Here is a 21,918-nt window from a genome sequence, read left to right on the forward strand (position 1 = left end):
GCACGGTGGACGAGGACCTGCTGCGGGCCCTCACCCCCACCGTGACGGGCGTCCTCGTCCGCCGCGGAGCCGACTTCGCGGCGGCCGAGGACGCCGTGCAGGACGCCCTGGTCGAAGCGGTCCGCGTGTGGCCGCGCGATCCGCCGCGGGACCCGCAGGGCTGGCTGGTCACCGTGGCGTGGCGCAGGTTCCTCGACGCCGTCCGCGCCGACACCGCACGGCGGCGGCGGGAGGAGCGCGCCGAGGCGGAGCCCCCGCCCGGGCCGGGAGGGGCGGTGGACGACACGCTGCAGCTGTACTTCCTGTGCGCGCACCCCTCCCTGACCCCGGCCTCGGCCGTCGCGCTCACGCTGCGCGCGGTCGGCGGCCTGACCACCCGGCAGATCGCCCGGGCCTACCTGGTGCCCGAGGCGACCATGGCGCAGCGGATCAGCCGGGCCAAGCGGAACGTCTCGGGCGTCCGGTTCGACCAGCCCGGTGATCTCGCCACGGTGCTGCGCGTGCTGTACCTGGTCTTCAACGAGGGCTACTCCGGTGACGTCGACCTCGCCGCCGAGGCGATCCGGCTGACCCGACGGCTCCGGGCCCGGACCGGGCACGAGGAGGTGGCGGGACTGCTCGCGCTCATGCTGCTCCACCACGCGCGCCGCCCGGCACGGACCCGCCCCGACGGCGCCCTCGTGCCCCTGGCCGAGCAGGACCGCCGCCGGTGGGACACCCGCCTGATCGCCGAGGGCGTCGAGGTCCTCCAGGCAGCCCTCGCCCGGGACCGGCTGGGCGAGTTCCAGGCCCAGGCCGCCATCGCCGCGCTGCACGCCGACGCCCGCACCCCCCAGGAGACCGACTGGGTGCAGATCGTCGAGTGGTACGACGAGCTGCTGCGCCTCACCGACAGCCCGGTGGTCCGCCTCAACCGGGCCGTGGCGGTGGGCGAGGCCCGGGGTCCGCGGGCCGGGCTGTCCGCCCTGGCCGGGCTCGACCCCCGGTTGCCCCGCCTCGCCGCCGCGGCCGCCTATCTGCACGAGCGTGCCGGCGACACGGGGACCGCAGCACGGCTCTACGCCGACGCCGCCCGGCTGGCGTCCTCCCTCCCCGAGCGCGACCACCTGACGCGGCAGGCCGCACGGCTCAACGCGCGGCTGCGCGGCTGAGCGGTCCGCCCGAACCGGCGCGGATGCAGCGGATCGCGGGACCGAGCTCCTAGGCTTCGGGACATGAACTCCGCCGGATCCACCGCTCCCGGGACCCCTCGGCCGCCTCGCCTGCCGCGATGGCTGGTGGTCCTGGCGAGTCTGGGCGTGGTCGTGGTCCTGGGCGGAGCGCTGCTGGTGCTGCTGAACCCTCCGGAGGCTTCGTTCGGGTGGTTCGCGTACGCCCCGCTCAGCGACGGGACGTTCCCTGCCGTGGCGTGGGTGACCCCGCAGGCGGCGGCCGGGTGGACCGGTGTCGCCGCCGGCCTCGCCGTCCTGGCCTTCTGCGCCGGCTGGCTCGCGGGCCGGCGCCGGCCCGTCCCGCCCCGCTGACCGGGTCCGGAGGCCGGCGGACGTGCGCACCGTCGGCGGGACGGACCTTCCGGTGGCCATCGCCCCCCGGGCCGCCGAGGACAGGACCGGCCACCGCCCGTGGTCCGGCCGTGGCGGGCGGTCGTCATCTTCGGCTCCGTCCTGGCAAGCCGCCGCCGCGGCGCAACAGACTGGGCACAGGGGCTCGATCGCAGAGGACGGCCCCGGGGGAAGGGGGCAGATCGTGGACGTGCGGATCGTGGAGACGCTGGTCATGCTCGAGATCGGGGACGGGGTGCTCACCGCCCTGTTCCCGGTGGAGCACTACGCGCGGTGGGAGACGGGGCCCTGGGTGCCCGTCATCGCCTGGTTCCGGGAGCGCCCGGGTCTGACCCGAGCCGTCGGGGTGGCCAAGGTCGTCGGGGCCGTGGCGGTGGCCGCCAGCCTGTCGAAGTCCCCGGGACCGGCCTGGCAGAAGTGACCCGGGGCCGGTCCCCCGCTCGCCGACGCCGGGAACCGGATCCGGGTCCGTCCGTACCGCTCCTGCGGCGTCTCGCCGGTGGTGCCCGTCAGGGTGCGGGCAGCGGGACCACGGTGCGGTACTTGCCGCCGGGGCCCTGCTGCGGAGCCTCCGCCGCCCGGTGCACGGTGACGTGGGACAGGCCCAGACCGGCCAGCAGGGTCGTCAGACCGCTCTGCACGGCCGTCCACACCTGTTCCGGGTCCGCCTCCGCGGCGGGATGCAACCGCACCCGCAGACCGGTGGGGTCGACCTGGACGACCTGGAACAGCTCCACCCCGGGGACGCGGTCGACGACGGTGCCCAGCGCCAGCGGAGGGACCGCCACCCGGCCCCGGCCGTCGGCCGCGGGAAAGGTGAGCACGTCCGAGGCCCTGCCCTGCACGCGCAGGGCCGGGGCCGGGTTCCCGCAGGCGCACGGCTCGGGCTTGGCCAGCACGCGGTCGCCCACGTCGTAGCGGATGATCGGCTGGATCCGGTTGGCCAGGTTCGTCATGAGCACCGTGTGCGAGACCGTACCGGGCGGGACGGGGCGGTGCTCGGCGTCCACCGGCTCGAGGATCACCCAGTCCTCGATCAGGTGCAGCCAGCCCTCCGTGCAGCCGGCGGCGGCGTAGCCGGACTCGGTGCAGCCGTAGACCTCCCGCACGGGCGCGGCGAAGGCCTGTTCGAGCCGGATGCGCTCCTCCGGGGGCAGGCCCTCGGCGGTGCTGAGCACGAGCACCGGGCGCAGGCGCAGCCGCCCGGCCTGCTGCTCGGAGGCCAGCAGGCGCAGCACGCTGGCGTAGGCCCCGAGCAGCAGCGGGTCGAAGGCGTTGAGCTCGGCCACCAGCTCGGGCAGCGGCCGGTGGATCGACAGGATCCGCAGCCGGCGGTGGCGCCGGGGCCTCTCCCGCTGCTCGCGGGTGCTGGCGGCCACGGACAGGAAGTGCCCGCCGGTGGCGACGACACCGGCGAACCGGCCCCCGCGGACCACCAGTCGCACCACCTCCCGGGCCGAGAGCCAGTCCGCGCTCAGCCGGGCCATCAGCCCCGAGGTCACCGCCCGGTACCGGTCGTCGAGCACGAAGACGCCCCGGGTGCCGGTGGTGCCGGCCGTGGTGGCCACCAGGTACTGCCCGGCGAACCGCTCTCCGATCCGGGCCGGGTCCGCCACGAACTCCTCGACCGCCGCGCGCGTCACCGCCGGATCCGTGACCACCTCGTCGAAGGAGGCCATCAGCGCCCGCTTGTCCGTCACCGGCAGTGCGGTGACGTCCTCGATCCGCTCCGGCAGCCCGTGGTAGAGCCGCCGGTAGTACGGGGAGTTCGTCCGCGCGAAGACCACCAGCTCCGCCAGGCGCTCCTGCTGCCGCCTCCGGACCGCCTCCGGGCCCTTCCGGTGGGTCCGGCGCGCGTCCCACCACACCCGGACCGCACTGCCGCCCCGGTCACCGGTGACGCGTTCTCCTCGTGCCCCCATGGAACGACTCTAGGAACCCCGCGCCGGGGGCGACAGAGCCTCCGCGCAGGTGACACCATCGGTCCTCGTGCCCTCCTGCGGGGGTCGGCCGGGAGTCCTCGCCCGGGCGGGCCGCCACCGGACCGGCCCGGTGAGCACCGTCCCGCGAACGGCGCTCACCGGCAGGTACGGATCCTGCCAGGTGCGGCTGTCGGAGGACCGGGCGCGGTTGTCCCCGAGCAGCAGCACACACCCCGGCGGTACCAGGAAGACGCCTCCCGGTCCCCCGGCGTGCACGACATAGGACTCCGCCACGGGACGGCCGTCGACACTGGTCCGGCCGCCGGGCTCGATCAGCACCCGCTCCCCGGGCAGCCCCAGGACCCGCTTGACGACCGTCCGGCCCAGTTCGCGCGAAGCGACGACGACGATGTCGCCGCGCCGGATCCGCTCGGTGCGCGTCAGGCGCCGGGTCAGCAGGCGACGGCCCGGCCGTAGGGTCGGGGCCATGGACGCGGACTCGACCGTCGTCACGAAGACCAGCCAACGGCGGACGGCGAGACCGAGCACGACGGCGGCCAGCGCCGCCGCCGTCACCACAACCGGTCCGTGTCCCACGAGCCCGCCCCGGACGCGGCGTCAGTGCCGGTGAGCGGAGCGCGCACGACGGTGGTCGTGCTCCTCCCCCTCGGCCAGTTTGACGAAACCGACGTAGGCCTCGACGTAGGCCCGTCCGGCCTCGAGGTCGTCCACGTCGAAGTGCCGACGCCGCAGCACCTCGGCCAGGCGCTCCTCCAGCTCCGGCAGGAGGTCGGTGGGCACGAGGTCCACCAGTGGATCCAGGGTTCCGCTGTCGACGCAGCGGTCCGCCGCGACCACTTTCTCGTCGACGGGAGTCCCCGAGGGCTTGAGGCCGGTGTACGGGGCCCCCTCCCCGGCACGGTGGACACGCACGAGGTTCTCCAGGAACCAACGGTCGGCCACCTCCCGAGCCGCCCCGCCCTGAACCCGCGCCGTGCGGGCCAGACCGAAGATCTCGCGCAGCTCCTCCGCGTGCTCCGCACCGACCCATTTCAGGGCGTGACCGGGGTCGCCCGTCTCCAGGGCCCGTCTGCCGTCCCGGACGGCGGGCCCGTCCATGGTGTCGCAGTGGGCGTCGGCCCGCACCGGTACGAGGACCACCACCGACAGGGCCAGCAGGCAGGCACCGAGCACCATCAGCGCAGTCGTCATGGTTCGTCTCCTTCGTGGGTCCTGCAGGGGCGGGCCCACAGGTTCTCGGTGCGGCGCCGATCACCGGTCCGCGACGCGGAGCTGTGCGCCCGTCCGTGTCGGTACCGCCAGTGTGCGCCGGGCCGTCCCACGCTGCCCACCGTCCCGGGCACTGTGACGGCGGGACGGTGGGCAGCGTCGTTCGTGTCCTCCGACTGGTCCGGCCCCGGAGCGCAGGCGTGGACCTCGATGGGCCCCGGTGGTGACATGGAGGTGTCCCGGGAGCGCCGCCCGGGCTCCGGGAGGGAGGAACACCATGGGCTTCCGCAGGCGTTCGCGTCCGCCGGTGGGGGTGCCGTCCGAGGAGGCCCGGGGCGGAGCCATCGCCTCCCGGCTGAACCGCTTGCGGGCCGCGGTGATGGGCGCCAACGACGGCATCGTCTCCACCGCCGGCATGGTGGTGGGCGTGGCCGGGGCCGCTGTCGGCAGCGGCGCCCTGCTGGTCTCGGGAGTGGCGGCGGTGATCGCGGGGGCCCTGTCCATGGCCGTGGGCGAGTACGTGTCGGTCGCCAGCCAGCGCGACGCCCAGGAGGCCGAACCGGCCCACGAGCAGCAGCAGCTCGACACCGATCCCGCACACGAGATCGACCATCTGACCGGTTTGTTCGCCGCCCAGGGCATCGAGGCCTCTCTGGCCCGTCAGGTGGCCGAGCGGCTGATGGCCGAGAGTCCACTGGCCGCGCACGCCCGCTACGAGCTGGGCATCGACCCCGGACAGTTGACCAACCCCTGGCACGCGGTCTGGGTGTCGACGGCGGCCTTCGTCCTCGGTCACCAGCTCTGACGGCGACGCCGGAGGTTGCGCCGGCGGACGAGCGCGGCCTGCCGTGCCGACGCCGGACAGCTCCGCTCCGGAGCGGTCCGCCCGGCACTCCCCGCGCCGTGCGCCGGCCCGGGCCGGGGAGCTCAGACGAGGCCCATGCCCCCGTCGGTGGTGATGACCTGCCCGGCGATCCACACGCCCTGGTCGGTGGCCAGCCACCCGATCAGCCGCGCCGGATCCGTCGGGCGTCCCCAGCGGCCGAACGGGGTGGCTTCGCGCCACGCCTCGATCTCCTCCAGGGACCGGTCGGTGCTCTCCGGGTCGAGGTATCCGGTGTTGACCGGCCCCGGGTTGATGGTGTTCAGCACGATGCCGAGCTCGAGCAGCTCCGCGGCCACCGTGGGGGTCGCCCCGGCCAGGGCGGCCTTGCTGGTGGCGTAGGCGACCTCACCGTGCATCGGCCCCTGGCCCTGACCCGAGGTCATCCAGAACACCCGGCCCGCGGTCCGTTCGTGGACCGGTCCGTCACCGCGGGCGCGGTCTCCGGGGCGGGCCGGTGCGTCCCGCACGTCCGTGGTGGTGCGGCCGTGGGTGACGTGACGGTGGGCGAAGTGGCGGGTGAGCAGCAGCGTGGAGCGGGTGTTGGTGTCCCAGAACGCGTCCAGGATCTCGGCGGTCATGTCCAGGACGGACCCGTCCCCTCCGCTGCGGGCGTGGTTGCAGACCAGGATGTCCAGCCGGCCGGTCAGGGCCCACGCCTGCTCCACGAGCTGCTCCGCGGAGGCGTCGCCGGCCGCCGCCCCCTCGACCAGCGCCTCCCGGACGCCGGCGCGGACCGCGTCCAGGTCGTCGCCGCCCCAGGGCTGGTCCGCGTCGTGGGGGCCGTAGTGGTGGAAGAACACGCTCGCCCCCAGGGAGGCGAGCTCGACCGCCACGGCGTAGCCGATGCCGCGGCGGCGCGAGACCCCGGTGACGAGGGCGGTCCTGCCCTGCAGGGGACGTGCGGGCGTCGGGTGAGGCATGGTGGTGCTCCTGACGTGCTGGGGGATGCGGCGGTCACGGGGCAGGCGCTCACGCGGTCGTCATGCGGGGGAACCTACCAGGCGGCGCCTGCCGGAACGGGACCGCAACGCACGGTCGTCGGCACGTGGTCCGCCGCAGCGCGGGCAGGACCGGCGTCAGCGCTGCCGGGTGAGGCCGAGGTCGCCGAGGACGCGTGCGAGGCGGGCGCGCTGCTCGTCGTCCAGTCCCCGGAGGGGCAGCGGCAGGCACGCCCCGGGCGCCAGTCCCTCCTGTTCGGCGATCGCGGCCACGACCCGCAGGCTGCCGTGCTCGGCGAACAGCCGCCACAGCGGCGCCAGCCGCTCGGACTCGGCCGTGGCCTCGGCGGCTCGCCCCTCCCGGGCGGCCCGGGTGATCCTCAGCGCCGGGGCCGGCAGCGTACCGGCGAGGACCGAGTACCAGCCATCGCAGCCGGCGACCAGGCCGGTGGCCGCCGTGGCGTCCCCGGAGACCCCGATGCTCACGTGCTCCGGGACCACCGCGCGGATCGCGCTGACCCGGGCCCGTGCGGCCTGCGGGTCGGCGGGCACACCGGGGACCTTGATCGAGGCGATCCGGGGCAGTTCCGCGATGCGCCCGTAGAGCTCGGTGCTGAAGGTGACATGGGTGGTGCCCGGGTTGTCGTAGACGATCACCGGCACCGAGGAGTGGGTGGCGACGGCGCCGAAGAGCCCGACCACGTCGTCGTCGGTCAGGGGCTGGTAGCTCATCGGCGCCAGCAGCACCGCGGAGGCCCCGGCCTGCTGGGCGTGCTCGAGGTGGGTGAGGACCTGTGAGGTGCGCAGCGCGCCGATGCCGACGAACACCGGGGTGGTCCCGGCGTGCTCGACGGCCAGCCGGGCGACCCGGCGTCGCTCCTCGGTGCTCAGGTAGGCGTAGGAGCCGGTGGAGCCCAGGGCGGTGATGGAGTCGACCTGCGCCGCCGCCAGCTGCTGGACCAGGCCGGTGAAGGCGGTCTCGTCCACCGCGTCGTCCGCCAGGGGGGTGAGGGGGAAGGCGCTCAAGCCGGTGAACATCGTGCACGCTCCTGTGCTGGTCGGTGTGCTGGTCGGTGTGCTGGTCGGTGTGCTCGTCGTCGTGGTCGATGCCGTGGTGGTCGGCGTGCCGACCGGCGCGGTCGTGCACGCGGGGCAGCCCGGCGCGCCGGTGCGCGGTGACCGTGCGGGCGCGGCACCGGGGAGGGGGTGGGTCGCCCTAGCCGATGGGGTCGAGGGCGGGCCGGTCGGCGGTGGGCTCGGAGAGCCGCGGGCGGCGCCGGCCACCGCGCTGGGCGGCCGCACCGGCGAGGACGACGAGCAGGATGCCGGCGGTCTGGACGCCGGAGGGCTGCTGGTGGAGCACGAGCAGCCCCAGGAGCACCCCGAAGGCCGGCTCCACGGCCATCAGGGTGCCGAAGGCGGTGGGCGTCATCCGGCGCAGCGCGAGCATCTCCAGGGCGAACGGCAGGACGGGGAGCAGCAGGGCGAGCCCGGCCGCGGCGGCGAGCACGCCGGGAGTGATGTGCCCGGCGGCCTGCGGGACACCGATGACCGCGGCTGTCACCGCGGCGACCGGGACGGTCATCGACAGCGCGTCGATGCCGTTGAAGCGGTCACCGATCCGCTGGGTGAGCAGGATGTAGCACCCCCACCCGACGGCGGCCAGCCCGGCGAACCCGATGCCGGCGAGGTCGATCCGGCCGTGCCAGGGCTCGGTCAGCAGCACCACCCCGGCCAGCGCCAGGCCGGGCCGGGCGAGCGCCCGGAGGCTGTGGGAGCGCGCGGCGGCCACGGTCAGCGGCCCGAGGAACTCGATCGCCACGGCGGTGCCCAGCGGGATGCGCTCGATCGCGGCGAGGAAGCCGGTGGTCATCACCCCGGTGGTGATGCCCAGGCCCAGCAGCGCCGGCACGTCGGGCCGGCGCACGGACCGCAGCGGCGGGCGGGCCAGGACCAGGAAGATCAGCGCTCCCGCGCTGAGCCGCAGCCAGGCGGTCCCGGCCGGGCCGACCGTGTCGATCAGGTCCACGGACAGGGCCGAGCCCAGCTGGATCGAGAGCATCGCGGCCACGGCCAGCCCCCACGGGGGCACGGTGGTGGAGGGGGCGCGCGGGGTCATGGCCGGTCCCTCCGCGATCCTCGGTCACCGGGGGCGGGTTCCCAGGAGTGGTGGGGCATGTCAGTCTCCTCGTCCGGACGTCGGGCCGGCGGTGAGCAGGCGGTGGGTGATCCGCGCGTCGGGGCCGAGCCGGGCCAGGCGGGCGGCCAGGTCCTCGACCGCGGCGTGCAGGGCCTCGTCGGTCAGGGGCGCGAGCGCGTCGAGGACGAACAGGGCGGTGGTGTCCTCGGTCAGGCCGGTGCGGCGTCCCTGGCGCCAGTTCCAGCGCCGGCAGGTCACCCCGGCGTCGTCGCACCACACCACCTCGCCGGGCTCGGGGTGCTCGATCACCGGCTCCCCGGCGGCGATCGTGTCGAAGGCCTCGGCACCGGTGGCACGGGCCAGGCGCGGAGCGCCGTGGTAGCGCGACAGGTCCTCCCCGCCGAGCGGGATCTGGTGCAGCACCGAGACCGCGTTGTAGAGGTCCGTGAGCCGGTTGACCCGCGGCAGCCCGGCCGAGGCCCGGCGCAGCAGGGCCTCCAGGCTGTTGCGGGTGCGCTGCGGCTTCGCCCCGAACGCCCGGTAGGCCTCCCGCCACGCGGCCACGTGCGGCAGCTGCTCCACCGGCCGGTCGTCCAGCGCCCGGCGGGCGGCGGCCTCGGCCTCCTGCAGCAGCGCCTCACCGGCCTCGTCGCTCGGACCCGGCACGAGCCCGTCGACGGCCAGCAGCGCGGCGCGGTAGTCCGGTCGCAGCGCGAACACCTCGTCCTCGACCCGGGCCTCGTCGAGCAGCCGGTCCAGCGTGCTCAGGTCAGTCATGGGAACCCTCCTGGTGGTGTGCCGAGCCCACGCCCGGTTCGAAGACGGTCAGGCAGAAGCGCGCCGGCTGGGCGCCGGGGTTGGCGTAGGCATGGGCCACGTCGCCGGGAAAGGCGAGCGCGTCACCGGCGTCGAGGGTTTCGGACCGGTCGGCCACCTCGACGGTGAGCGTGCCCTGCTGGACCTGCAGGAGCTCCTTGGTGCCCGGGGCGTGGGCCTCGCTGGCGTGCCGGTCGCCGGGACCCAGGGTCCAGTCCCACAGCTCCACCACGTCCGGGGGCGCGGTGCCGGCCACCAGGACCCCCCGGCCGCCGGAGTCCCCGGCCCACAGGACCGCGCCGTCCCCGTGCCGGGTGACCTTGACCGGCCTGGGCTGCGGCGGCTCGACCAGCGCCGGCAGCCCGATGCCCAGGGCGTCGCTGATCCGCAGCAGGGTGCCCACGCTGGGATTGGCCGCGCCCTGCTCCACGTTGACCACCATCCGGCGGCTGACCCCGGCGGCCTCGGCCAGCTGGTCCAGGGTCCAGTGCCTGTGCTGCCGCTCCTGTCTCACGCGGGTGCCGATGGCCGTCGCCAAGGTCGTCGTGCTCTCGTCCATGAGTGCATCATAGTGCACTGACAGTGCATTGCAGAAACCGGGGTCACCGCCCGGGCGCTGTCCCGGTCCGTCCGCTCTGCTATAGCTGGAACCCCGGGACGACCCGAGGAACGACCGGCAGACCGGACAGCAGACCGGAGAACAGACCGGACAACAGGACGAGCAGAAGCAGGTGCGTCATCACCGTCACGATCGCAGCATGCGGCGCCGGGGGCGTCGGCTCCGCCCCGGCCCGTGGACCGGCCGGCCCGAGCACGAGCACGGGGGCGGCGCTCGTCCCGGCGGACCGTCCGCGCCCGCGATGAGCCCGGAGGGGACGCACGGGGGCCGGAGCCGCCCGCTGCGGCTCGTCCTGAGCCTGCTGCTGCTGGGGTCTCTCGCGGGCGCGCTGGCGCTCCTCGGGCCGAGCCTGCTCAGCGGTCTGCGCGCGGGCGACGGCTGGCCGCGCTGGGGTCCGGAGTGCACGGTCGAGACCGCGGACGGGAAGGTGGAGCTCACCCGCGAGGAGGCGAAGCGAGCCACGACGGCGGTGGCGCTCGCCGCCCGCGGGGAGGCTGCGGACACCGCCGGGCTCGACGGGGCCGTGCTGCAGCGGCTGGCCGAGGGACCGCCCGGGGACGCCGGCGCGAGCCTGGCCTGCCGGGGCTCGGCCGCCTCTGATCTGCCGGAGCAGCAGCTGACCGGGACCGGGCTGACCCCGCGCGCCGAGCGGCTGCGCGCGGCGATGACGGAGGTGTTCGGCGAGCAGAGCCTCGGCGGGTTCGCCCCGGGCGGCGTCGGCCAGGGGCACGGCGAGGAGTCGACGCACTACGACGGCCGCGCCGTCGACGTCTTCTTCCGGCCGGTGACCGAGGAGAACCGGCGTGCGGGGTGGGTGCTGGCCCACTGGCTGGTCGCCCACGCCGAGGACCTGGACGTCCAGTACGTCATCTTCGACGACCGGTTCTGGAGCGCGCACAGCGCCCGCGGGCGGTGGCAGGACTACGACGCCCCCGAGCCCGCCGACGAGATCCTGCGCCACCTCGACCACGTGCACGTGGACGTGCTCCGCGGCGGAGCCGGCTGAGGAGCCCCGCTGCCGCCCACGGGTCGACGACGCCACGATCGCCGCACCGCGCACGATCCGCCCGCACCCCGGTCGCGTCCTGCCCGGCGGGCGTCGATGCGGCCCCGGACCTCGTCGCACGGGACGGGAGCATGGCCCAGGTGCTCGGTGACGTGCGGGTCGCCCCGGTGGGCGAGCATCGCCTCGAGGACGGAGGCCCGCACCGGCCCGGCGGAGCAGGCCGGCCGGGCCTGCGGCGCCCCGGCCTCACCCCTCGTCCCTGCTCACCGGGACGGGGTGATGAGCTCCGCCGTGGTCACCACCGTGGCGAACTCCCCGTGCAGGTTGACCGCGGTGATCCGGGACAGGTCCGCCGCGGGCACGGTCACGCCGTCCGGGCCCGTGCGGTCGAAGGTGTGGGTGGCGTCCAGGGCGAAGTGGACCCGGTAGCCGAGGTTGCCCCCGACCCGTGCCGTGGTCTCGCAGCAGTGGTTGGTCGTGATGCCGCAGACGACCAGCTCCGGGACGTCGTGGGCCTGCAGCCAGGCGTGCAGGTCGGGGCTGCCGTGGAAGCTGGAGTTGACGCTCTTGCGCACCAGCAGGTCCGGGGTGCCGGTGACGATGTCCTTGAACGCGTTGCCGGGACGGTCCGGGTGCAGCGGGGAGGTCGGGGTGGCGGAGTCGTGCCGGACGAACACCACGGGACGGCCGCTCTCCCGCCAGTGGGCCAGCAGGGCCGCGATGTTCGCCTCGCACGACGGGTTGTCCCGCCGCCCCCAGTACGCGGCGTCGTCGAAACCCCGCTGCACGTCGACGACGACCAGGGCGGCGCGCGGGCCCGGGGCACCGGGCGTGGGGACGGTCACGGTCGTGACGATACACCGCGCGCCGTGGGGCCGGGACCCCACGCCGGGCCCGCTGCGGCGCCGCCGTCGGGGGACCTCACCGCACGGCCGGCATGACGCCGCGCGCAGCCGGTGAGAGGCTGGAGGCCATGACGACGACCCACCGCTACGACGTGGAGATCCTGCACCTGCTCGTCTCCCCCGGCCACGCCTACTTCGGCCGGGCTCGGGACGGTGCCGCGCACGTGCCGACGACGGACGCGGACCGCGCCCAGCTGGTGGCCGGCAAGGGCATCGTCGGCGACCGGTTCTTCGGCAAGGCCGCGCACATGGACGCGGCCGTCACCCTGCTCGCCGTCGAGGCGCTCGAGGCCATCGCGGCCGATCTCGGCGCCGGGCCCTTCGACCCCCTGCTCGCGCGGCGCAACGTGGTCCTGCGCGGCGCCGAGCTGGCCCCGCTGCTCGGCCAGGAGTTCGCCCTGGAGTCGCGCGGTGAGCTCGTGCGGCTGCGAGCCGGGCGGCCCGCTCACCCCTGCGCGTGGATGGACCGGGTGCTCGCCCCCGGGGCGCACGCCGCGATGCGCGGGCGGGGAGGTCTGCGCTGCCGGCCGCTCTCGGACGGATTCCTGCACCGCGGGCCGGCCGTGCTGCACAGCCCGGTGCCCCTGGACCCGGAGCGGGCCGGGGACGCGGTCCGGCTGCGCCCGGCCCGGCTGCCCTGACCGCGTCCCCACGGGCACCCGGCCGTGCGGAACGGGGCGCGGGAGGCGCGTGCGGAACGTCGCGGCCCGCCCACCGCGGAGCAGGTGCACGGTACCGGCCGCGAGCCCTCGTCCCCGGCTCCCCGCTGGGCCGGGCCGGCCCGCTCACCGGTCGCGGGCCGCGTTCGAGGTGCTGCCGGATCCCGGCGCCGGACCGTGCCCGGGCGCGTCGTGCCGGCGCCGCAGCGCCTGCACGATGAGGTAGCCGCCGGCCGCGATGAGCGCCAGCGGCCACAGGTAGGACACCGCGGACAGCAGCACGGTGGCCTCCAGGGCGATCAGCGCCGCGAGGACGGCCAGGGCGGCGGCGGGGATCCAGGCCCAGCGGTTGCGCGCCGCGCCGGTGGGCAGCGCGGCCACGAGCGCGAAGGTGAGGGCCAGGCCCACGAAGAACAGCACTCCACCGGCCTGCTCCTGCTGGGCGGCAGTGGTGAGCAGGGCCTGCAGCGCCAGGGTGATCAGCACACCGGCCGGGATGAGGGCCCACCACCGGCGGTGGTCGCGCAGGTAGACCGCGGCGAACCCGGCGCCGCCGCCGCCGAGGAACAGGGCTCCGCCCCACTGCTGGCTGCCGGGCACGCCGGCCTCGTCGAACAGCACGAGCACGCCGAGGCCGAGCAGCGTGCCCGCGGGGATCGCCGCCCACCACTTCGACGGGTCCGTGGCGTACAGGACTCCGAACGCGGCGCCGGCCGCGAGGAACAGCAGCCCCCACAGCACCCCGACGGCCCCCATGAGGCCGGTCACCTCCAGGAGCAGCAGCACCCCTGCGGCGAGCAGCAGGATCCCCAGCACGATCGTCGCGGTCCTCCGTGGCACGGCCACCACCCCCCTGGATCCAGGGTAGGCCGCCGGGGCCGGGCCGGGTCCGGGGCGGCGGCGGACGGACGCAACATGTCGTCGCACCCGGGAAAACTGCTGGTGAGCGCATGATTGCACTCGTAAACTGGAGTTCTCATCTCGTGCATCGCTGCACCGGGGCCTCGCTCCCGGTCTCTCCCGTTCCCCGGGGCTGCTGTGCCCGCCGGGAAACGTCCTCCGGTCGGCCGGGGGCCGACCGCTCTCCGCGGCGCACCGTGCTCGCGTCCGTGCCGACGATCCTTCTCACCGCTTCGGGGGACCCACCATGAAACACTCACTCGTCTCGCGCGCCCTCACCGGGGCCTCCGCGGCCCTGCTGGCCACCACCGGGATCGCCCTCGGCGGACCGGCCCACGCGGCGTCGGCGCAGCCGGTCTTCTCCTACAGCCAGGGCTGGCGCGTGGACCAGCACGTGCGCGAGCTCGCCGACGTCAACGGCGACGGCCGCGCCGACGTCGTGGGCTTCGGCAACACCGGCGTGCAGATCGCCTTCGGGCAGGCCAACGGCACCTTCAGCACCCCGAGGACGAGCGTGCGCGACTTCGGCGCCGCCCAGGGCTGGCGCAACGACCGGCACGTGCGCACCCTGGCCGACCTCGACGGTGACCGCCGCGACGACATCGTGGGCTTCGGCAACGCGGGCGTCTACGTGGCCTACTCCCGCGGCGACGGCAGCTTCACCACCCCGGCGCTGACGGTCCGCGAGTACGGCTGGAACCAGGGCTGGCGGATCGACCGGCACCCGCGGCAGCTCGCCGACCTCAACGGCAACGGCACCGCCGACATCGTCGGCTTCGGCCACTCCGGGGTGACGATCTCCCACGGCCGCACCGACCGCGCCGTCGACGGCACCGGCAAGCGGATCGACAGCTTCGGCTGGAACCGCGGCTGGCGGGTCGACAAGCACCCCCGGCTGCTGGCCGACGTGGACGGCAACAGCACGGCCGACATCGTCGGCTTCGGCGACGCCGGCACCTACGTCTCCTCCTTCTCCGCCCTGGGCGACACCTTCACCCGGCCCGTCCTGGAGATCCGCGACTTCGGCTACGCCCAGGGCTGGCGCGTGGACCAGCACCCCAGGGTGCTGGCCGACGTCAACGTCAACCCCGCCGGCAACGCCGCGGCGGACGTCATCGGCTTCGGCCACTCGGGGGTCTCCGTCGCCTACTCGCTGAACGGGGGCGACTACACCGGGGCCGCCGTGCGGGTGAACGACTTCGGCCGGGCCCAGGGATGGCGCGGCGACCGCCATCTGCGGACCCACGCGGACATCAACGTCGACGGCATCCAGGACCTCGTGGGCTTCGGCAACGCCGGGGTCTACGTCGCCCACGGCCGGGCGAACAACACCTTCGGCCCGGTGTACCTGAAGGTCGCCGCCTTCGGCTGGGACGACGGCTGGACGGAGGAGCGGTATCCGCGCCTGCTCGGCGACGTGAACGGCGACGGCCGCGACGACGTCGTCGGCTTCGGGCACTCGGCCACGTACGTCCAGCTCTCCTGAGCCCGTCCGGGGGGACCGGTGCCGCTCTCGTCCACCCGGACGGGGGCGGCACCGGCCCCGCTGCCCGCGACGGTGCCGACGCCGCACCGGGGACTGTCGCCCTCAGCCCAGCACAGGGTTGTGGGCGGTGCCGGCCGTCTCCCCGCCGTCGACGACGAACTCCGCTCCCGTGACGAACGAGGAGTCGTCACCGGCCAGGTAGGCCACCGTCGCGGCGACCTCCTGCGGGCGGCCGCCCCGGCCCATGGCCACGTGCACGACGTCGGGTGCCAGCCCCTGCGTCATCGGGGTGATGATGAAGCCGGGGTGCACCGAGTTGACCCGGATCCCGTCGGCGGCGAGATCGAGGGCCGCGGCCTTGGTCAGGCCCCGCACGCCGAACTTCGAGGCGGTGTAGGCGGGGATCTGCTCGTAGCCGCGCAGCCCGGCGGTGGAGGAGATGTTCACGATCGAGCCGCCGCCCCGGTCCCGCAGGGCGGGCACGGCCGCCTGGATGCCGAGGAAGACGCCCGTGAGGTTCACCGCCAGCACGCGGTCCCAGGAGGCCCGGGAGTGCTCCGCCGTGTGCCCGAACTCCACGATCCCGGCGTTGTTGACCAGGATGTCCAGCCCGCCGAAGGCGTTCACGGTCCCGGACACCGCGGCCGCCCAGCCCTGCGCGTCGGTGACGTCCAGGTGGACGCGGTCGGCGTGGCCGGACAGCACCGCCTTCACGTCCGTCTCCGGCAGCACGTCGGCCAGCATCACCCGGGCGCCCTCCTCGAGCAACCGCACGGCGATGGCCGCCCCGATCCCCCGGGCCGCGCCGGTCACCAGCGCCACCTTGCCCTCCACGAGTCCCATGTCCGCCCCCTGAGTGCTCCTGCGATCCCGGTCCGTGTCCGGCCGGGCCCGGGGCGCGACCGCACCGGCTTCCGCCCCGCTGCACCCACGAGAGCACTGATCCCGCGGGTCCTCAACGGTCCGCGCGATCCCGCGGACACGAGGCGACTTATTGCTGTGCCTGTGCGAAACGCCTTGTCGGCCCCGAGACACCGGCCCTACCGTGGACGGTGCTCCGGCGACGGGCGGAGCCCGCTGCCGGAGGATGTCCTGCCATGACCCCCAAGATTTCCGTGCTCGTCCAGGTCGACGTCGGTGACGGGACCGTGGCCCTGGGCGTCACCGGGCAGCTGACCGAGGGGAACCAGCAGGCGCTGGTGTCCCTCGTCCGCCGGGCGCGCTCGGCGTTCCCCGGGGCGGCGGTCACCGTGGACCTCGTGCGGGTGGAGTCCATGAGCGCCACCGCGCTCGATCTGCTGATGTGGAGCCTCGAGATGCTCGACGCGGCAACGGCGCCGGTGACCCTCGGGATCCCGTCGCCGGATCCGACCGGCTCCTCCAGGACCCCGGCCGGCAGCACCCGCTTCCCCCGGAAGGAGACGCGATGAGCGACACCCCCACCGGCGACCGCGTGGTCGTGGGCGTCGACGGCTCGGCGGCGTCCGCGGCGGCCTGCGGGAGGGAGCCCGTTGGGCGCAGGTCCTCGACGCGCCGCTCGACGCGGTCATGTGCTGGGACAGCCCGTACCTCGACGAGAGCTACTCCGACATCACGCCCGAGGAGTTCCGCGCCGAGCACGAGCAGCGGTTCGCGTCGACCCTCTCCGAGGTCTTCGGGGACGACCGCCCGGAGCGCCTGACCGCCCGGCTGGTGCGTGGCCGGGCGACGGACCGCCTCCTCGAGGAGAGCGAGGACGCGCGGATGCTGGTCGTGGACCGGCGCGGAACGGGCCGGGTGCTGCGCACGGTGCTGGGCTCGGTCAGCTCGGCGCTGGTCTCCCACGCCCGGTGCCCCGTCCTGGTCGTGCACGCCTGAGGAGGACGGGCCCGGGCGCCGGTTCCCGGCGCCGCACGGCGCGCCCGGCGCCCCCGGCGGCGTCACGATCCGGACATGTCCGCCCCGGGTCTTACCGCACCGGAACCGGTTGCCTACGGTGGGAATGCCCACGTGCAGCGCACGGTCCAGAGGGTCCGGGCGCGGGCACCGGTGGCACCGGCCAGGGGGCCGGTGCCGGTCAGTTCACGATGAGGAGTCTGGTCATGGCTGGATTGATGCGCAGGGAGGCCTTCGACGTGCTCGAGCCCCTCCGTCGTCTCATGGAGGGGGACCTGGAGACCACGTGGCCGCGCGTGGAGGAGTTCCATGACGGCAACACCATGGTGATCCGGGCGGAGCTGCCGGGGATCGACCCGGACAAGGACGTCGAGCTCACGGTCGTCAACGACACCCTGCACCTGCGGGCCACCCGGCAGGAGAGGACCGAGCACAAGGACAAGGGCAGCTACCGCTCCGAGTTCCACTACGGCTCCTTCTCCCGTTCCCTGCCCCTGCCCAAGGGCTGCCGGGAGGAGGACATCACCGCCGCCTACACCGACGGGGTGCTCGAGGTCCGGGCCCCGATGCGCGAGCCCGGGGAGCAGGCCACCAAGAAGATCCCGGTGACCCGCCGGGAGTCCGGCACCGCGTAGGCCACCGCACGTGGCGGCGGGTCCACGGTGTGCGATCCGCCGCCCGGCCACGACCCCGACCACGATCCGCCGCACCGCCTCGAGCCCGGTGTCCCGGGGTCGGGATGATCCACCCGCACGACCCCGGCACCGCCGGACCCGCACCGAAGGAGCGTCATGAGCGACACCCCGATCGAGACCCCCACCGGCGACCGCATCCTCGTGGGCGTCGACGGCTCCGACCACTCCAAGGAGGCGCTGCGGGAAGCCGCCCGGCTGGCGCAGGCCCTCGACGCCCCCCTGGAGGTGATCGCGTGCTGGCAGGACCCGGCCCTGTACGCCACCTCCTACGGATACGTCCCCGAGCTCGATCCCGAGGCGTTCCAGGCCGACGCCCGGCACATGCTCCAGGAGACGCTGCAGGAGGTGTTCGGCGAGACCCGCCCCGCCCGGCTGAGCACCCGGCTGCTGCGCGGGCGCGCGGCCGAGCTGCTCGTCGAGGAGAGCAGGAACGCCCGGATGCTGGTGGTCGGGGCCCGCGGCGTCGGCGGGGTCCTCGGCATGATCCTCGGCTCGGTCAGCTCCGCGCTGGTCTCCCACGCGCACTGCCCGGTCCTGGTCGTGCGCCGGTAGGCGCCGTGCTCTGCCCCGGACGGTCGGGCCGTTCGTCCGGCGCCGGAACCGCACGAGGCGCTCCGGCCGGCCGCCCCGCCGCCCCGCCGGGCAGCACGCCGCCGTGACCGCCGACATCCCCGCCGTCTCCGTGCGCCGGGCCCGGGCCACCGACGTCCCTGCCGTGCTGGACCTGCTCGGGCAGCTCGGCTATGCCCCGGAGGCGCCCTGGGTGCGCACCTGGGTGTGCTCCGGCGTGCCCGACGACCGGTGCCTGGTGGCGGAGGCGGCCGGACGGGTGGTGGGCCTGGCGCATCTGCACCGGGTGCCGTTCCTGACCGAGAGCGCCTACCGGGCCCGGCTCACCGCCCTCGTGGTCGACGAGGCCGCCCGGGCCCGCGGCGTCGGTGCACTCCTGCTGGCCGCGGCCGAGCGGACGGCGCGGGACATGGGGGCCACCGCACTGGAGCTGTCGACGTCGAACCGGCGGCTGCGGGCCCATCGGTTCTACGAGCGCCACGGCTACACCCAGCCGTCACGGCACTACCGCAAGGACGTGCCTCCGGACGGCCCCTGAGCCGTCGGGCTCCACAGCACCCGCCGCGGGGCGCCGCCGTGGACGGGTGCCCCGGGAGGAGCGGCCGCACCGCCACCGGACACTAGACAGTCTGTCTAGATAGAGTCACTATGTACCCATGAGCACCACCACCCAGCGCAGCGAGTGGCTCCGCGGAGTGCTGGGCCTGTGCGTGCTGCGGGCCATGGCCGACGGACCGACCTACGGGTACGCGATCGCCGCGGACCTGGCCCGGGCGGGCTTCGGGGACGTCAAGGGCGGAACGCTCTATCCCCTGCTGGCCCGGCTCGAGAAGAACGAGCTCGTCACCGTCGAGTGGAGAGCCGGTGCGGGCGGCCCCGGCCGCAAGTACTTCTCGCTCACCGACGCCGGCCGCGCCGAGCTGGAGCAGGGCATCACCCAGTGGCAGGCGTTCTCGAGCGTGGTCACCGGCTACCTGACCTCCGGCAGCGCCGGCGACGCCCCGACGTCCCCCCGTCCCCCCACTCCTTGAGGAGGAACCCGTGAACGCCGTCCCCCATCCCCACGCCCCGGCCCATGAGGTCTGGCAGCGCCCGTTCGTGCGGACCCACCGGAGCTGGTGCGACGACTTCGTGGTGGAGCTGCGCCTGCGCGCCGTCCCCGGACCGGTGATCGGCGACCGCCTCGGCGAGGTGGAGACCCACTGCGCGGCCACCGGCGACACCCCCGCCGAGGCCTTCGGCGACCCGGCCGCCTACGCCGCCCGGATCGCCGAGGAGGGCGGCACCGCACCGGTGTCCGGGACCTGGACGGTCACGATCCTCTCCGCCGCGCAGGTGGTGGCCCTGCTGGTGGGCACCGCCGCGGTCACCGCGTGGGCCCGGGGCGAGACCCTCGCCTACAACGTGGCCCAGGTGGGCTTCCTGGGCCTGTTCGTGCTGGTGCTGCTGTGCCTGCCCCGGCTCGTCCGCCCGCTGGTGCGCCGCCCCTGGGCGGCCGGCGTCCCCCTGGCCGGCGGGATCCCGCTCCTCGCGCTGGCCGCCGCGCTCTCGGACCGGTGGGACCTTCCGGTCGCGCTGGTCCTGCCGTCCGCCCCGGTGGCCGTCTGCCTCTTCGTGGCGGTCCTGGGCCTGGCCTGGTGGGAGTTCCGCGAGCTGGCACGGGGTCTCGGCGACGACCTCGTCACCTCGCCCCTGTCCCCGGAGGCGGAGTCACCGGCCGGGGAGGGGACCCGCCGCCGGTGGACCGCCCTGCTGCCCGCGGGCATGATCCCCGTGGCCTATCCCGTCCTGGCGGCCTTCGGCTGGATGCTGGCCTGAGGCACCGGCCGTGGCCGCGGGCGGTCAGGCGGACGGCCACGGGGAGGCGGGGCCGGGCTCCAGGCTCCCCCGGTGGACGTGGGCGGCCATGGTCACCACGGTGATGAGCTGGGCGGCGATGACCGCCGACGTCCAGCCGCCCTCGGCGGCGACCAGGTGGACGGCCGCGGGAACGACGAGGAGCAGCGGGAGGGCACGGACCGCCAGCAGCCGCCCCCGCTCGCCCGGGGTCTGGGGGACGTCCTCGACGGCCGGAGACGCCCGGTCGGTGCGTCCGGTGAGCCGGTCCGCGGCGACGAGGTCGGCCCAGCGACGCCGGCGCCGCGCGTGGTGGAGCATGCCGGCCAGCACCGCGAGGTACATCGCGGCCACGATCCCCGAGACGAAGAGCAGCACCGGCCCCTCGTCGTCCCCCGCGCGCAGTCCCACGACGAGCCCGAGGCCCAGAGGCAGCAGCCAGAGCCCGAGGAGCAGCTTGTCGACGCCGGTCAGCACGTGGTCCTCCCCCGGTCGGACGTGCCCGATGACCGCATCCTCGCACCCCGGGCACCGCCGTGTCTGACCCCTCATCCGGGGGCGCGGGCCCACCGGGGCCTGCAGCAGGAGCGGGTGTCCCGGACCGCTTTCCGGGACACCCGCCCCTGCGGTGCCCGGCGGGCCTCAGCCGCGCCGGGACGCCCGGGCGGCGGCGACTGCGCCCACCACGTCCTGGAAGAGCGGGTGGCCGGGCTCCAGGCCGGTCAGCCGCCCGGCCAGGGTCTCGTCCGGGTCGGGTCCGCCCAGCAGCTGCGCGAGCTCGGCGGCCTCCGGGTCGTCCGGGGCGTCGAAGCGCAGGGCCGCGGACATGGCCTCCAGCAGGGCGGCGGTGCCCAGTCCGCGCTCGGCCAGCTCCGCGGCCGGCCCGGTGAACCGCTCGTGCCGGCTCAGCTTGCGCAACGGGGCCCGGCCCACCCGGTCCACGGTGTCCGGCAGCTCGGCGTTGGCGAAGCGGGTGAGGATCTTCTGCACGTAGGCCTCCTGCTCCGCGGGGTCGAACCCGTGCTTGGCCACCAGCAGCGCCTTGGTCTCCTGCAGGACCGCCTCGACCTTGGCCCGGATCTGCGGGTCGGCCAGCGCGTCCGAGAGCTTGCGCTTGCCGGCGGCGCGGCCGAAGTAGGCCGCGGCCGCGTGGCCGGTGTTCACCGTGAACAGCTTGCGCTCGATGTAGGGGCCCAGCGCCTCCACCCAGGTCACCCCGGGGATCTCCGGGACGGCGTCGCCGAACGGTCCCTTCTCGATCGCCCACTCGAGGTAGGGCTCCACCCGCACGTCCAGGCCCGCCCCCGGCTCCTGGTTCGGCACGATGCGGTCCACCGCGGTGTTGGCGAACACCGCCCGGGCGTCGACCGCCGCGTCATCGAGGCCCTGGTCCCGGGCCGCGGCCCGGACCTCCCGCTCCAGGATGTCGGTGGCGTTGATCGCGTTCTCACAGGCCATCACCGCCTGGCGGCCCGCCCCGGCCGGGCGCGCGGCCAGGCCCTTGGCGATGGCCGGGGCCACGAAGCGCAGGATGTTCGGGCCCACGGCCGTGGTGACCAGCTCGGCCCGGCTCAGCTCGGCCACGAGCTCCGCCTCGTCCGTGGCGGAGTTGACCGCCCGGTAGCCCTCGACGACGTGGTCCCGGCCACCCTCACCGGCCTCGTGCACCGTGTAGCTGGGAGTCGAGGCCAGCGCGTCGATCAGCGGCGCCGCCACGTCCGCGAACACCACCTCGTAGCCCGCCTCGTGGAGCAGCAGCCCCACGAAACCCCGTCCGATGTTGCCCGCACCGAAGTGCACTGCCGTGCTCATGGGTTCACCTTCCCGAAGACGTCCATCACCTTGCCCACGGTACGCGCCCCCGGCGGGCAGG

General features: G+C 75.1%; 27 protein-coding genes. 14 read left to right on the forward strand and 13 right to left on the reverse strand.

Translation table 11 applies throughout. The features are described from left to right. Window positions 1–5 precede the first annotated feature (5 nt). The 3 genes from GMA12_RS06625 (at window position 6) to GMA12_RS06635 (ending at window position 1,983) form a co-directional block, all read left to right on the forward strand. Entirely contained in the window at window positions 6–1,151 is a 1,146-nt protein-coding gene (locus GMA12_RS06625) for an RNA polymerase sigma factor (protein WP_162459571.1), read from the forward strand. Between the two features lie 63 nt (window positions 1,152–1,214). After that, window positions 1,215–1,523, forward strand: a complete 309-nt coding sequence (locus tag GMA12_RS06630) for a hypothetical protein (RefSeq protein ID WP_156268326.1) — start codon at window positions 1,215–1,217, stop codon at window positions 1,521–1,523. A gap of 223 nt (window positions 1,524–1,746) precedes the next feature. After that, window positions 1,747–1,983, forward strand: coding sequence for a hypothetical protein (locus GMA12_RS06635; protein WP_156268328.1), 237 nt, complete (start codon window positions 1,747–1,749; stop codon window positions 1,981–1,983). An 88-nt stretch (window positions 1,984–2,071) separates the two neighbouring features. Here GMA12_RS06635 and GMA12_RS06640 read toward each other — a convergent pair whose 3' ends face one another. The 3 genes from GMA12_RS06640 to GMA12_RS06650 are packed head-to-tail and all read right to left on the reverse strand — an operon-like array spanning window position 2,072 to window position 4,696. Then, window positions 2,072–3,484: a phenylacetate--CoA ligase family protein gene (locus GMA12_RS06640; protein ID WP_156268330.1), complete on the reverse strand. Its 1,413-nt coding sequence runs from the start codon at window positions 3,482–3,484 to the stop codon at window positions 2,072–2,074. A gap of 9 nt (window positions 3,485–3,493) precedes the next feature. Continuing rightward, a complete protein-coding gene (lepB, locus tag GMA12_RS06645) occupies window positions 3,494–4,081 on the reverse strand; it encodes a signal peptidase I (protein ID WP_156268332.1) in 588 nt (195 codons plus the stop codon). A 21-nt stretch (window positions 4,082–4,102) separates the two neighbouring features. Beyond that, entirely contained in the window at window positions 4,103–4,696 is a 594-nt protein-coding gene (locus tag GMA12_RS06650) for a DUF6448 family protein (protein ID WP_156268334.1), read from the reverse strand. A gap of 325 nt (window positions 4,697–5,021) precedes the next feature. Between GMA12_RS06650 and GMA12_RS06655 the strand changes: the two genes are divergently transcribed. Next, entirely contained in the window at window positions 5,022–5,519 is a 498-nt protein-coding gene (locus GMA12_RS06655; protein WP_370830556.1) for a VIT1/CCC1 transporter family protein, read from the forward strand. 122 nt (window positions 5,520–5,641) lie between these two features. On the opposite strand, the gene GMA12_RS06660 is transcribed toward GMA12_RS06655, so the two are convergent. The 5 genes from GMA12_RS06660 to GMA12_RS06680 form a co-directional block, all read right to left on the reverse strand. Then, window positions 5,642–6,520, reverse strand: coding sequence for an SDR family oxidoreductase (locus GMA12_RS06660; protein ID WP_156268338.1), 879 nt, complete (start codon window positions 6,518–6,520; stop codon window positions 5,642–5,644). 156 nt (window positions 6,521–6,676) lie between these two features. Next, window positions 6,677–7,576: a dihydrodipicolinate synthase family protein gene (locus GMA12_RS06665; RefSeq protein ID WP_156268340.1), complete on the reverse strand. Its 900-nt coding sequence runs from the start codon at window positions 7,574–7,576 to the stop codon at window positions 6,677–6,679. 178 nt (window positions 7,577–7,754) lie between these two features. Further along, entirely contained in the window at window positions 7,755–8,657 is a 903-nt protein-coding gene (locus GMA12_RS06670; protein ID WP_156268342.1) for an EamA family transporter, read from the reverse strand. A gap of 60 nt (window positions 8,658–8,717) precedes the next feature. Further along, window positions 8,718–9,455: a B3/B4 domain-containing protein gene (locus GMA12_RS06675; RefSeq protein WP_156268344.1), complete on the reverse strand. Its 738-nt coding sequence runs from the start codon at window positions 9,453–9,455 to the stop codon at window positions 8,718–8,720. Next, window positions 9,448–10,053, reverse strand: coding sequence for a helix-turn-helix domain-containing protein (locus GMA12_RS06680; protein WP_156268346.1), 606 nt, complete (start codon window positions 10,051–10,053; stop codon window positions 9,448–9,450). The genes GMA12_RS06675 and GMA12_RS06680 overlap by 8 nt, the downstream gene beginning before the upstream one ends. A 301-nt stretch (window positions 10,054–10,354) precedes the next feature. Here GMA12_RS06680 and GMA12_RS06685 point away from each other — a divergent pair, with 301 nt between their 5' ends. Next, on the forward strand, window positions 10,355–11,119 hold the full coding sequence (locus GMA12_RS06685; protein ID WP_170301032.1) for a VldE C-terminal domain-containing protein: 765 nt from the start codon (window positions 10,355–10,357) through the stop codon (window positions 11,117–11,119). Window positions 11,120–11,382: 263 nt separating this feature from the next. Here GMA12_RS06685 and GMA12_RS06690 read toward each other — a convergent pair whose 3' ends face one another. Then, window positions 11,383–11,964: a cysteine hydrolase family protein gene (locus GMA12_RS06690; protein WP_162459572.1), complete on the reverse strand. Its 582-nt coding sequence runs from the start codon at window positions 11,962–11,964 to the stop codon at window positions 11,383–11,385. A 128-nt stretch (window positions 11,965–12,092) separates the two neighbouring features. Here GMA12_RS06690 and GMA12_RS06695 point away from each other — a divergent pair, with 128 nt between their 5' ends. Next, entirely contained in the window at window positions 12,093–12,665 is a 573-nt protein-coding gene (locus GMA12_RS06695; protein ID WP_156268348.1) for an MOSC domain-containing protein, read from the forward strand. A 144-nt stretch (window positions 12,666–12,809) separates the two neighbouring features. Here the strand turns inward: GMA12_RS06695 and GMA12_RS06700 are convergent, their stop codons facing one another. Then, window positions 12,810–13,523, reverse strand: coding sequence for a hypothetical protein (locus GMA12_RS06700; protein ID WP_156268350.1), 714 nt, complete (start codon window positions 13,521–13,523; stop codon window positions 12,810–12,812). A gap of 307 nt (window positions 13,524–13,830) precedes the next feature. On the opposite strand from GMA12_RS06700, the gene GMA12_RS06705 reads away from it, so the two are divergent. Then, window positions 13,831–15,069, forward strand: a complete 1,239-nt coding sequence (locus tag GMA12_RS06705) for an FG-GAP repeat domain-containing protein (RefSeq protein WP_156268352.1) — start codon at window positions 13,831–13,833, stop codon at window positions 15,067–15,069. Between the two features lie 102 nt (window positions 15,070–15,171). Here the strand turns inward: GMA12_RS06705 and GMA12_RS06710 are convergent, their stop codons facing one another. Then, window positions 15,172–15,912, reverse strand: coding sequence for a glucose 1-dehydrogenase (locus tag GMA12_RS06710; RefSeq protein ID WP_156268354.1), 741 nt, complete (start codon window positions 15,910–15,912; stop codon window positions 15,172–15,174). Between the two features lie 254 nt (window positions 15,913–16,166). On the opposite strand from GMA12_RS06710, the gene GMA12_RS06715 reads away from it, so the two are divergent. From GMA12_RS06715 to GMA12_RS06745, 7 genes are all read left to right on the forward strand, one after another. Further along, entirely contained in the window at window positions 16,167–16,499 is a 333-nt protein-coding gene (locus tag GMA12_RS06715) for a hypothetical protein (RefSeq protein WP_156268356.1), read from the forward strand. A 118-nt stretch (window positions 16,500–16,617) separates the two neighbouring features. Continuing rightward, the gene (locus GMA12_RS06720) at window positions 16,618–16,926 is read left to right on the forward strand and encodes a universal stress protein (RefSeq protein ID WP_240898649.1); all 309 of its coding nucleotides are present in this window, start codon (window positions 16,618–16,620) and stop codon (window positions 16,924–16,926) included. Between the two features lie 224 nt (window positions 16,927–17,150). Beyond that, window positions 17,151–17,579 (forward strand): Hsp20/alpha crystallin family protein, encoded by a 429-nt coding sequence (locus tag GMA12_RS06725; RefSeq protein ID WP_240898650.1) that lies wholly within the window; start codon window positions 17,151–17,153, stop codon window positions 17,577–17,579. Between the two features lie 156 nt (window positions 17,580–17,735). Further along, entirely contained in the window at window positions 17,736–18,191 is a 456-nt protein-coding gene (locus GMA12_RS06730; protein ID WP_156268360.1) for a universal stress protein, read from the forward strand. A 103-nt stretch (window positions 18,192–18,294) separates the two neighbouring features. Next, window positions 18,295–18,747, forward strand: coding sequence for a GNAT family N-acetyltransferase (locus tag GMA12_RS18800; protein ID WP_162459573.1), 453 nt, complete (start codon window positions 18,295–18,297; stop codon window positions 18,745–18,747). Window positions 18,748–18,865: 118 nt separating this feature from the next. After that, on the forward strand, window positions 18,866–19,240 hold the full coding sequence (locus tag GMA12_RS06740) for a PadR family transcriptional regulator (protein ID WP_156268364.1): 375 nt from the start codon (window positions 18,866–18,868) through the stop codon (window positions 19,238–19,240). A gap of 10 nt (window positions 19,241–19,250) precedes the next feature. Next, on the forward strand, window positions 19,251–20,027 hold the full coding sequence (locus GMA12_RS06745) for a hypothetical protein (RefSeq protein ID WP_156268366.1): 777 nt from the start codon (window positions 19,251–19,253) through the stop codon (window positions 20,025–20,027). 24 nt (window positions 20,028–20,051) lie between these two features. On the opposite strand, the gene GMA12_RS06750 is transcribed toward GMA12_RS06745, so the two are convergent. After that, a complete protein-coding gene (locus GMA12_RS06750) occupies window positions 20,052–20,522 on the reverse strand; it encodes a hypothetical protein (protein ID WP_156268368.1) in 471 nt (156 codons plus the stop codon). A 165-nt stretch (window positions 20,523–20,687) separates the two neighbouring features. Beyond that, window positions 20,688–21,857, reverse strand: a complete 1,170-nt coding sequence (locus GMA12_RS06755) for a mannitol-1-phosphate 5-dehydrogenase (protein WP_156268370.1) — start codon at window positions 21,855–21,857, stop codon at window positions 20,688–20,690. Between the last annotated feature and the right edge of the window lie 61 nt (window positions 21,858–21,918).

It is taken from the genome of Kocuria sediminis, assembly GCF_009735315.1.
Taxonomy (GTDB): domain Bacteria; phylum Actinomycetota; class Actinomycetes; order Actinomycetales; family Micrococcaceae; genus Kocuria; species Kocuria turfanensis.

Bases quoted from the DNA above. Each gene is read 5' to 3' on its own strand.
- GMA12_RS06660 (WP_156268338.1), bottom strand. From the start codon at position 6,520: ATGCCTCACCCGACGCCCGCACGTCCCCTGCAGGGCAGGACCGCCCTC.
- GMA12_RS06670 (WP_156268342.1), bottom strand. From the start codon at position 8,657: ATGACCCCGCGCGCCCCCTCCACCACCGTGCCCCCGTGGGGGCTGGCC.
- GMA12_RS06710 (WP_156268354.1), bottom strand. From the start codon at position 15,912: ATGGGACTCGTGGAGGGCAAGGTGGCGCTGGTGACCGGCGCGGCCCGG.
- GMA12_RS06730 (WP_156268360.1), top strand. From the start codon at position 17,736: ATGAGCGACACCCCGATCGAGACCCCCACCGGCGACCGCATCCTCGTG.
- GMA12_RS06755 (WP_156268370.1), bottom strand. From the start codon at position 21,857: ATGAGCACGGCAGTGCACTTCGGTGCGGGCAACATCGGACGGGGTTTC.
- GMA12_RS06680 (WP_156268346.1), bottom strand. From the start codon at position 10,053: ATGGACGAGAGCACGACGACCTTGGCGACGGCCATCGGCACCCGCGTG.
- GMA12_RS06630 (WP_156268326.1), top strand. From the start codon at position 1,215: ATGAACTCCGCCGGATCCACCGCTCCCGGGACCCCTCGGCCGCCTCGC.
- GMA12_RS06740 (WP_156268364.1), top strand. From the start codon at position 18,866: ATGAGCACCACCACCCAGCGCAGCGAGTGGCTCCGCGGAGTGCTGGGC.
- GMA12_RS06695 (WP_156268348.1), top strand. From the start codon at position 12,093: ATGACGACGACCCACCGCTACGACGTGGAGATCCTGCACCTGCTCGTC.
- GMA12_RS06720 (WP_240898649.1), top strand. From the start codon at position 16,618: ATGTGCTGGGACAGCCCGTACCTCGACGAGAGCTACTCCGACATCACG.
- GMA12_RS06675 (WP_156268344.1), bottom strand. From the start codon at position 9,455: ATGACTGACCTGAGCACGCTGGACCGGCTGCTCGACGAGGCCCGGGTC.
- GMA12_RS06685 (WP_170301032.1), top strand. From the start codon at position 10,355: ATGAGCCCGGAGGGGACGCACGGGGGCCGGAGCCGCCCGCTGCGGCTC.
- GMA12_RS06725 (WP_240898650.1), top strand. From the start codon at position 17,151: ATGGCTGGATTGATGCGCAGGGAGGCCTTCGACGTGCTCGAGCCCCTC.
- GMA12_RS06650 (WP_156268334.1), bottom strand. From the start codon at position 4,696: ATGACGACTGCGCTGATGGTGCTCGGTGCCTGCCTGCTGGCCCTGTCG.
- GMA12_RS06705 (WP_156268352.1), top strand. From the start codon at position 13,831: ATGAAACACTCACTCGTCTCGCGCGCCCTCACCGGGGCCTCCGCGGCC.
- GMA12_RS06715 (WP_156268356.1), top strand. From the start codon at position 16,167: ATGACCCCCAAGATTTCCGTGCTCGTCCAGGTCGACGTCGGTGACGGG.
- GMA12_RS06665 (WP_156268340.1), bottom strand. From the start codon at position 7,576: ATGTTCACCGGCTTGAGCGCCTTCCCCCTCACCCCCCTGGCGGACGAC.
- GMA12_RS06640 (WP_156268330.1), bottom strand. From the start codon at position 3,484: ATGGGGGCACGAGGAGAACGCGTCACCGGTGACCGGGGCGGCAGTGCG.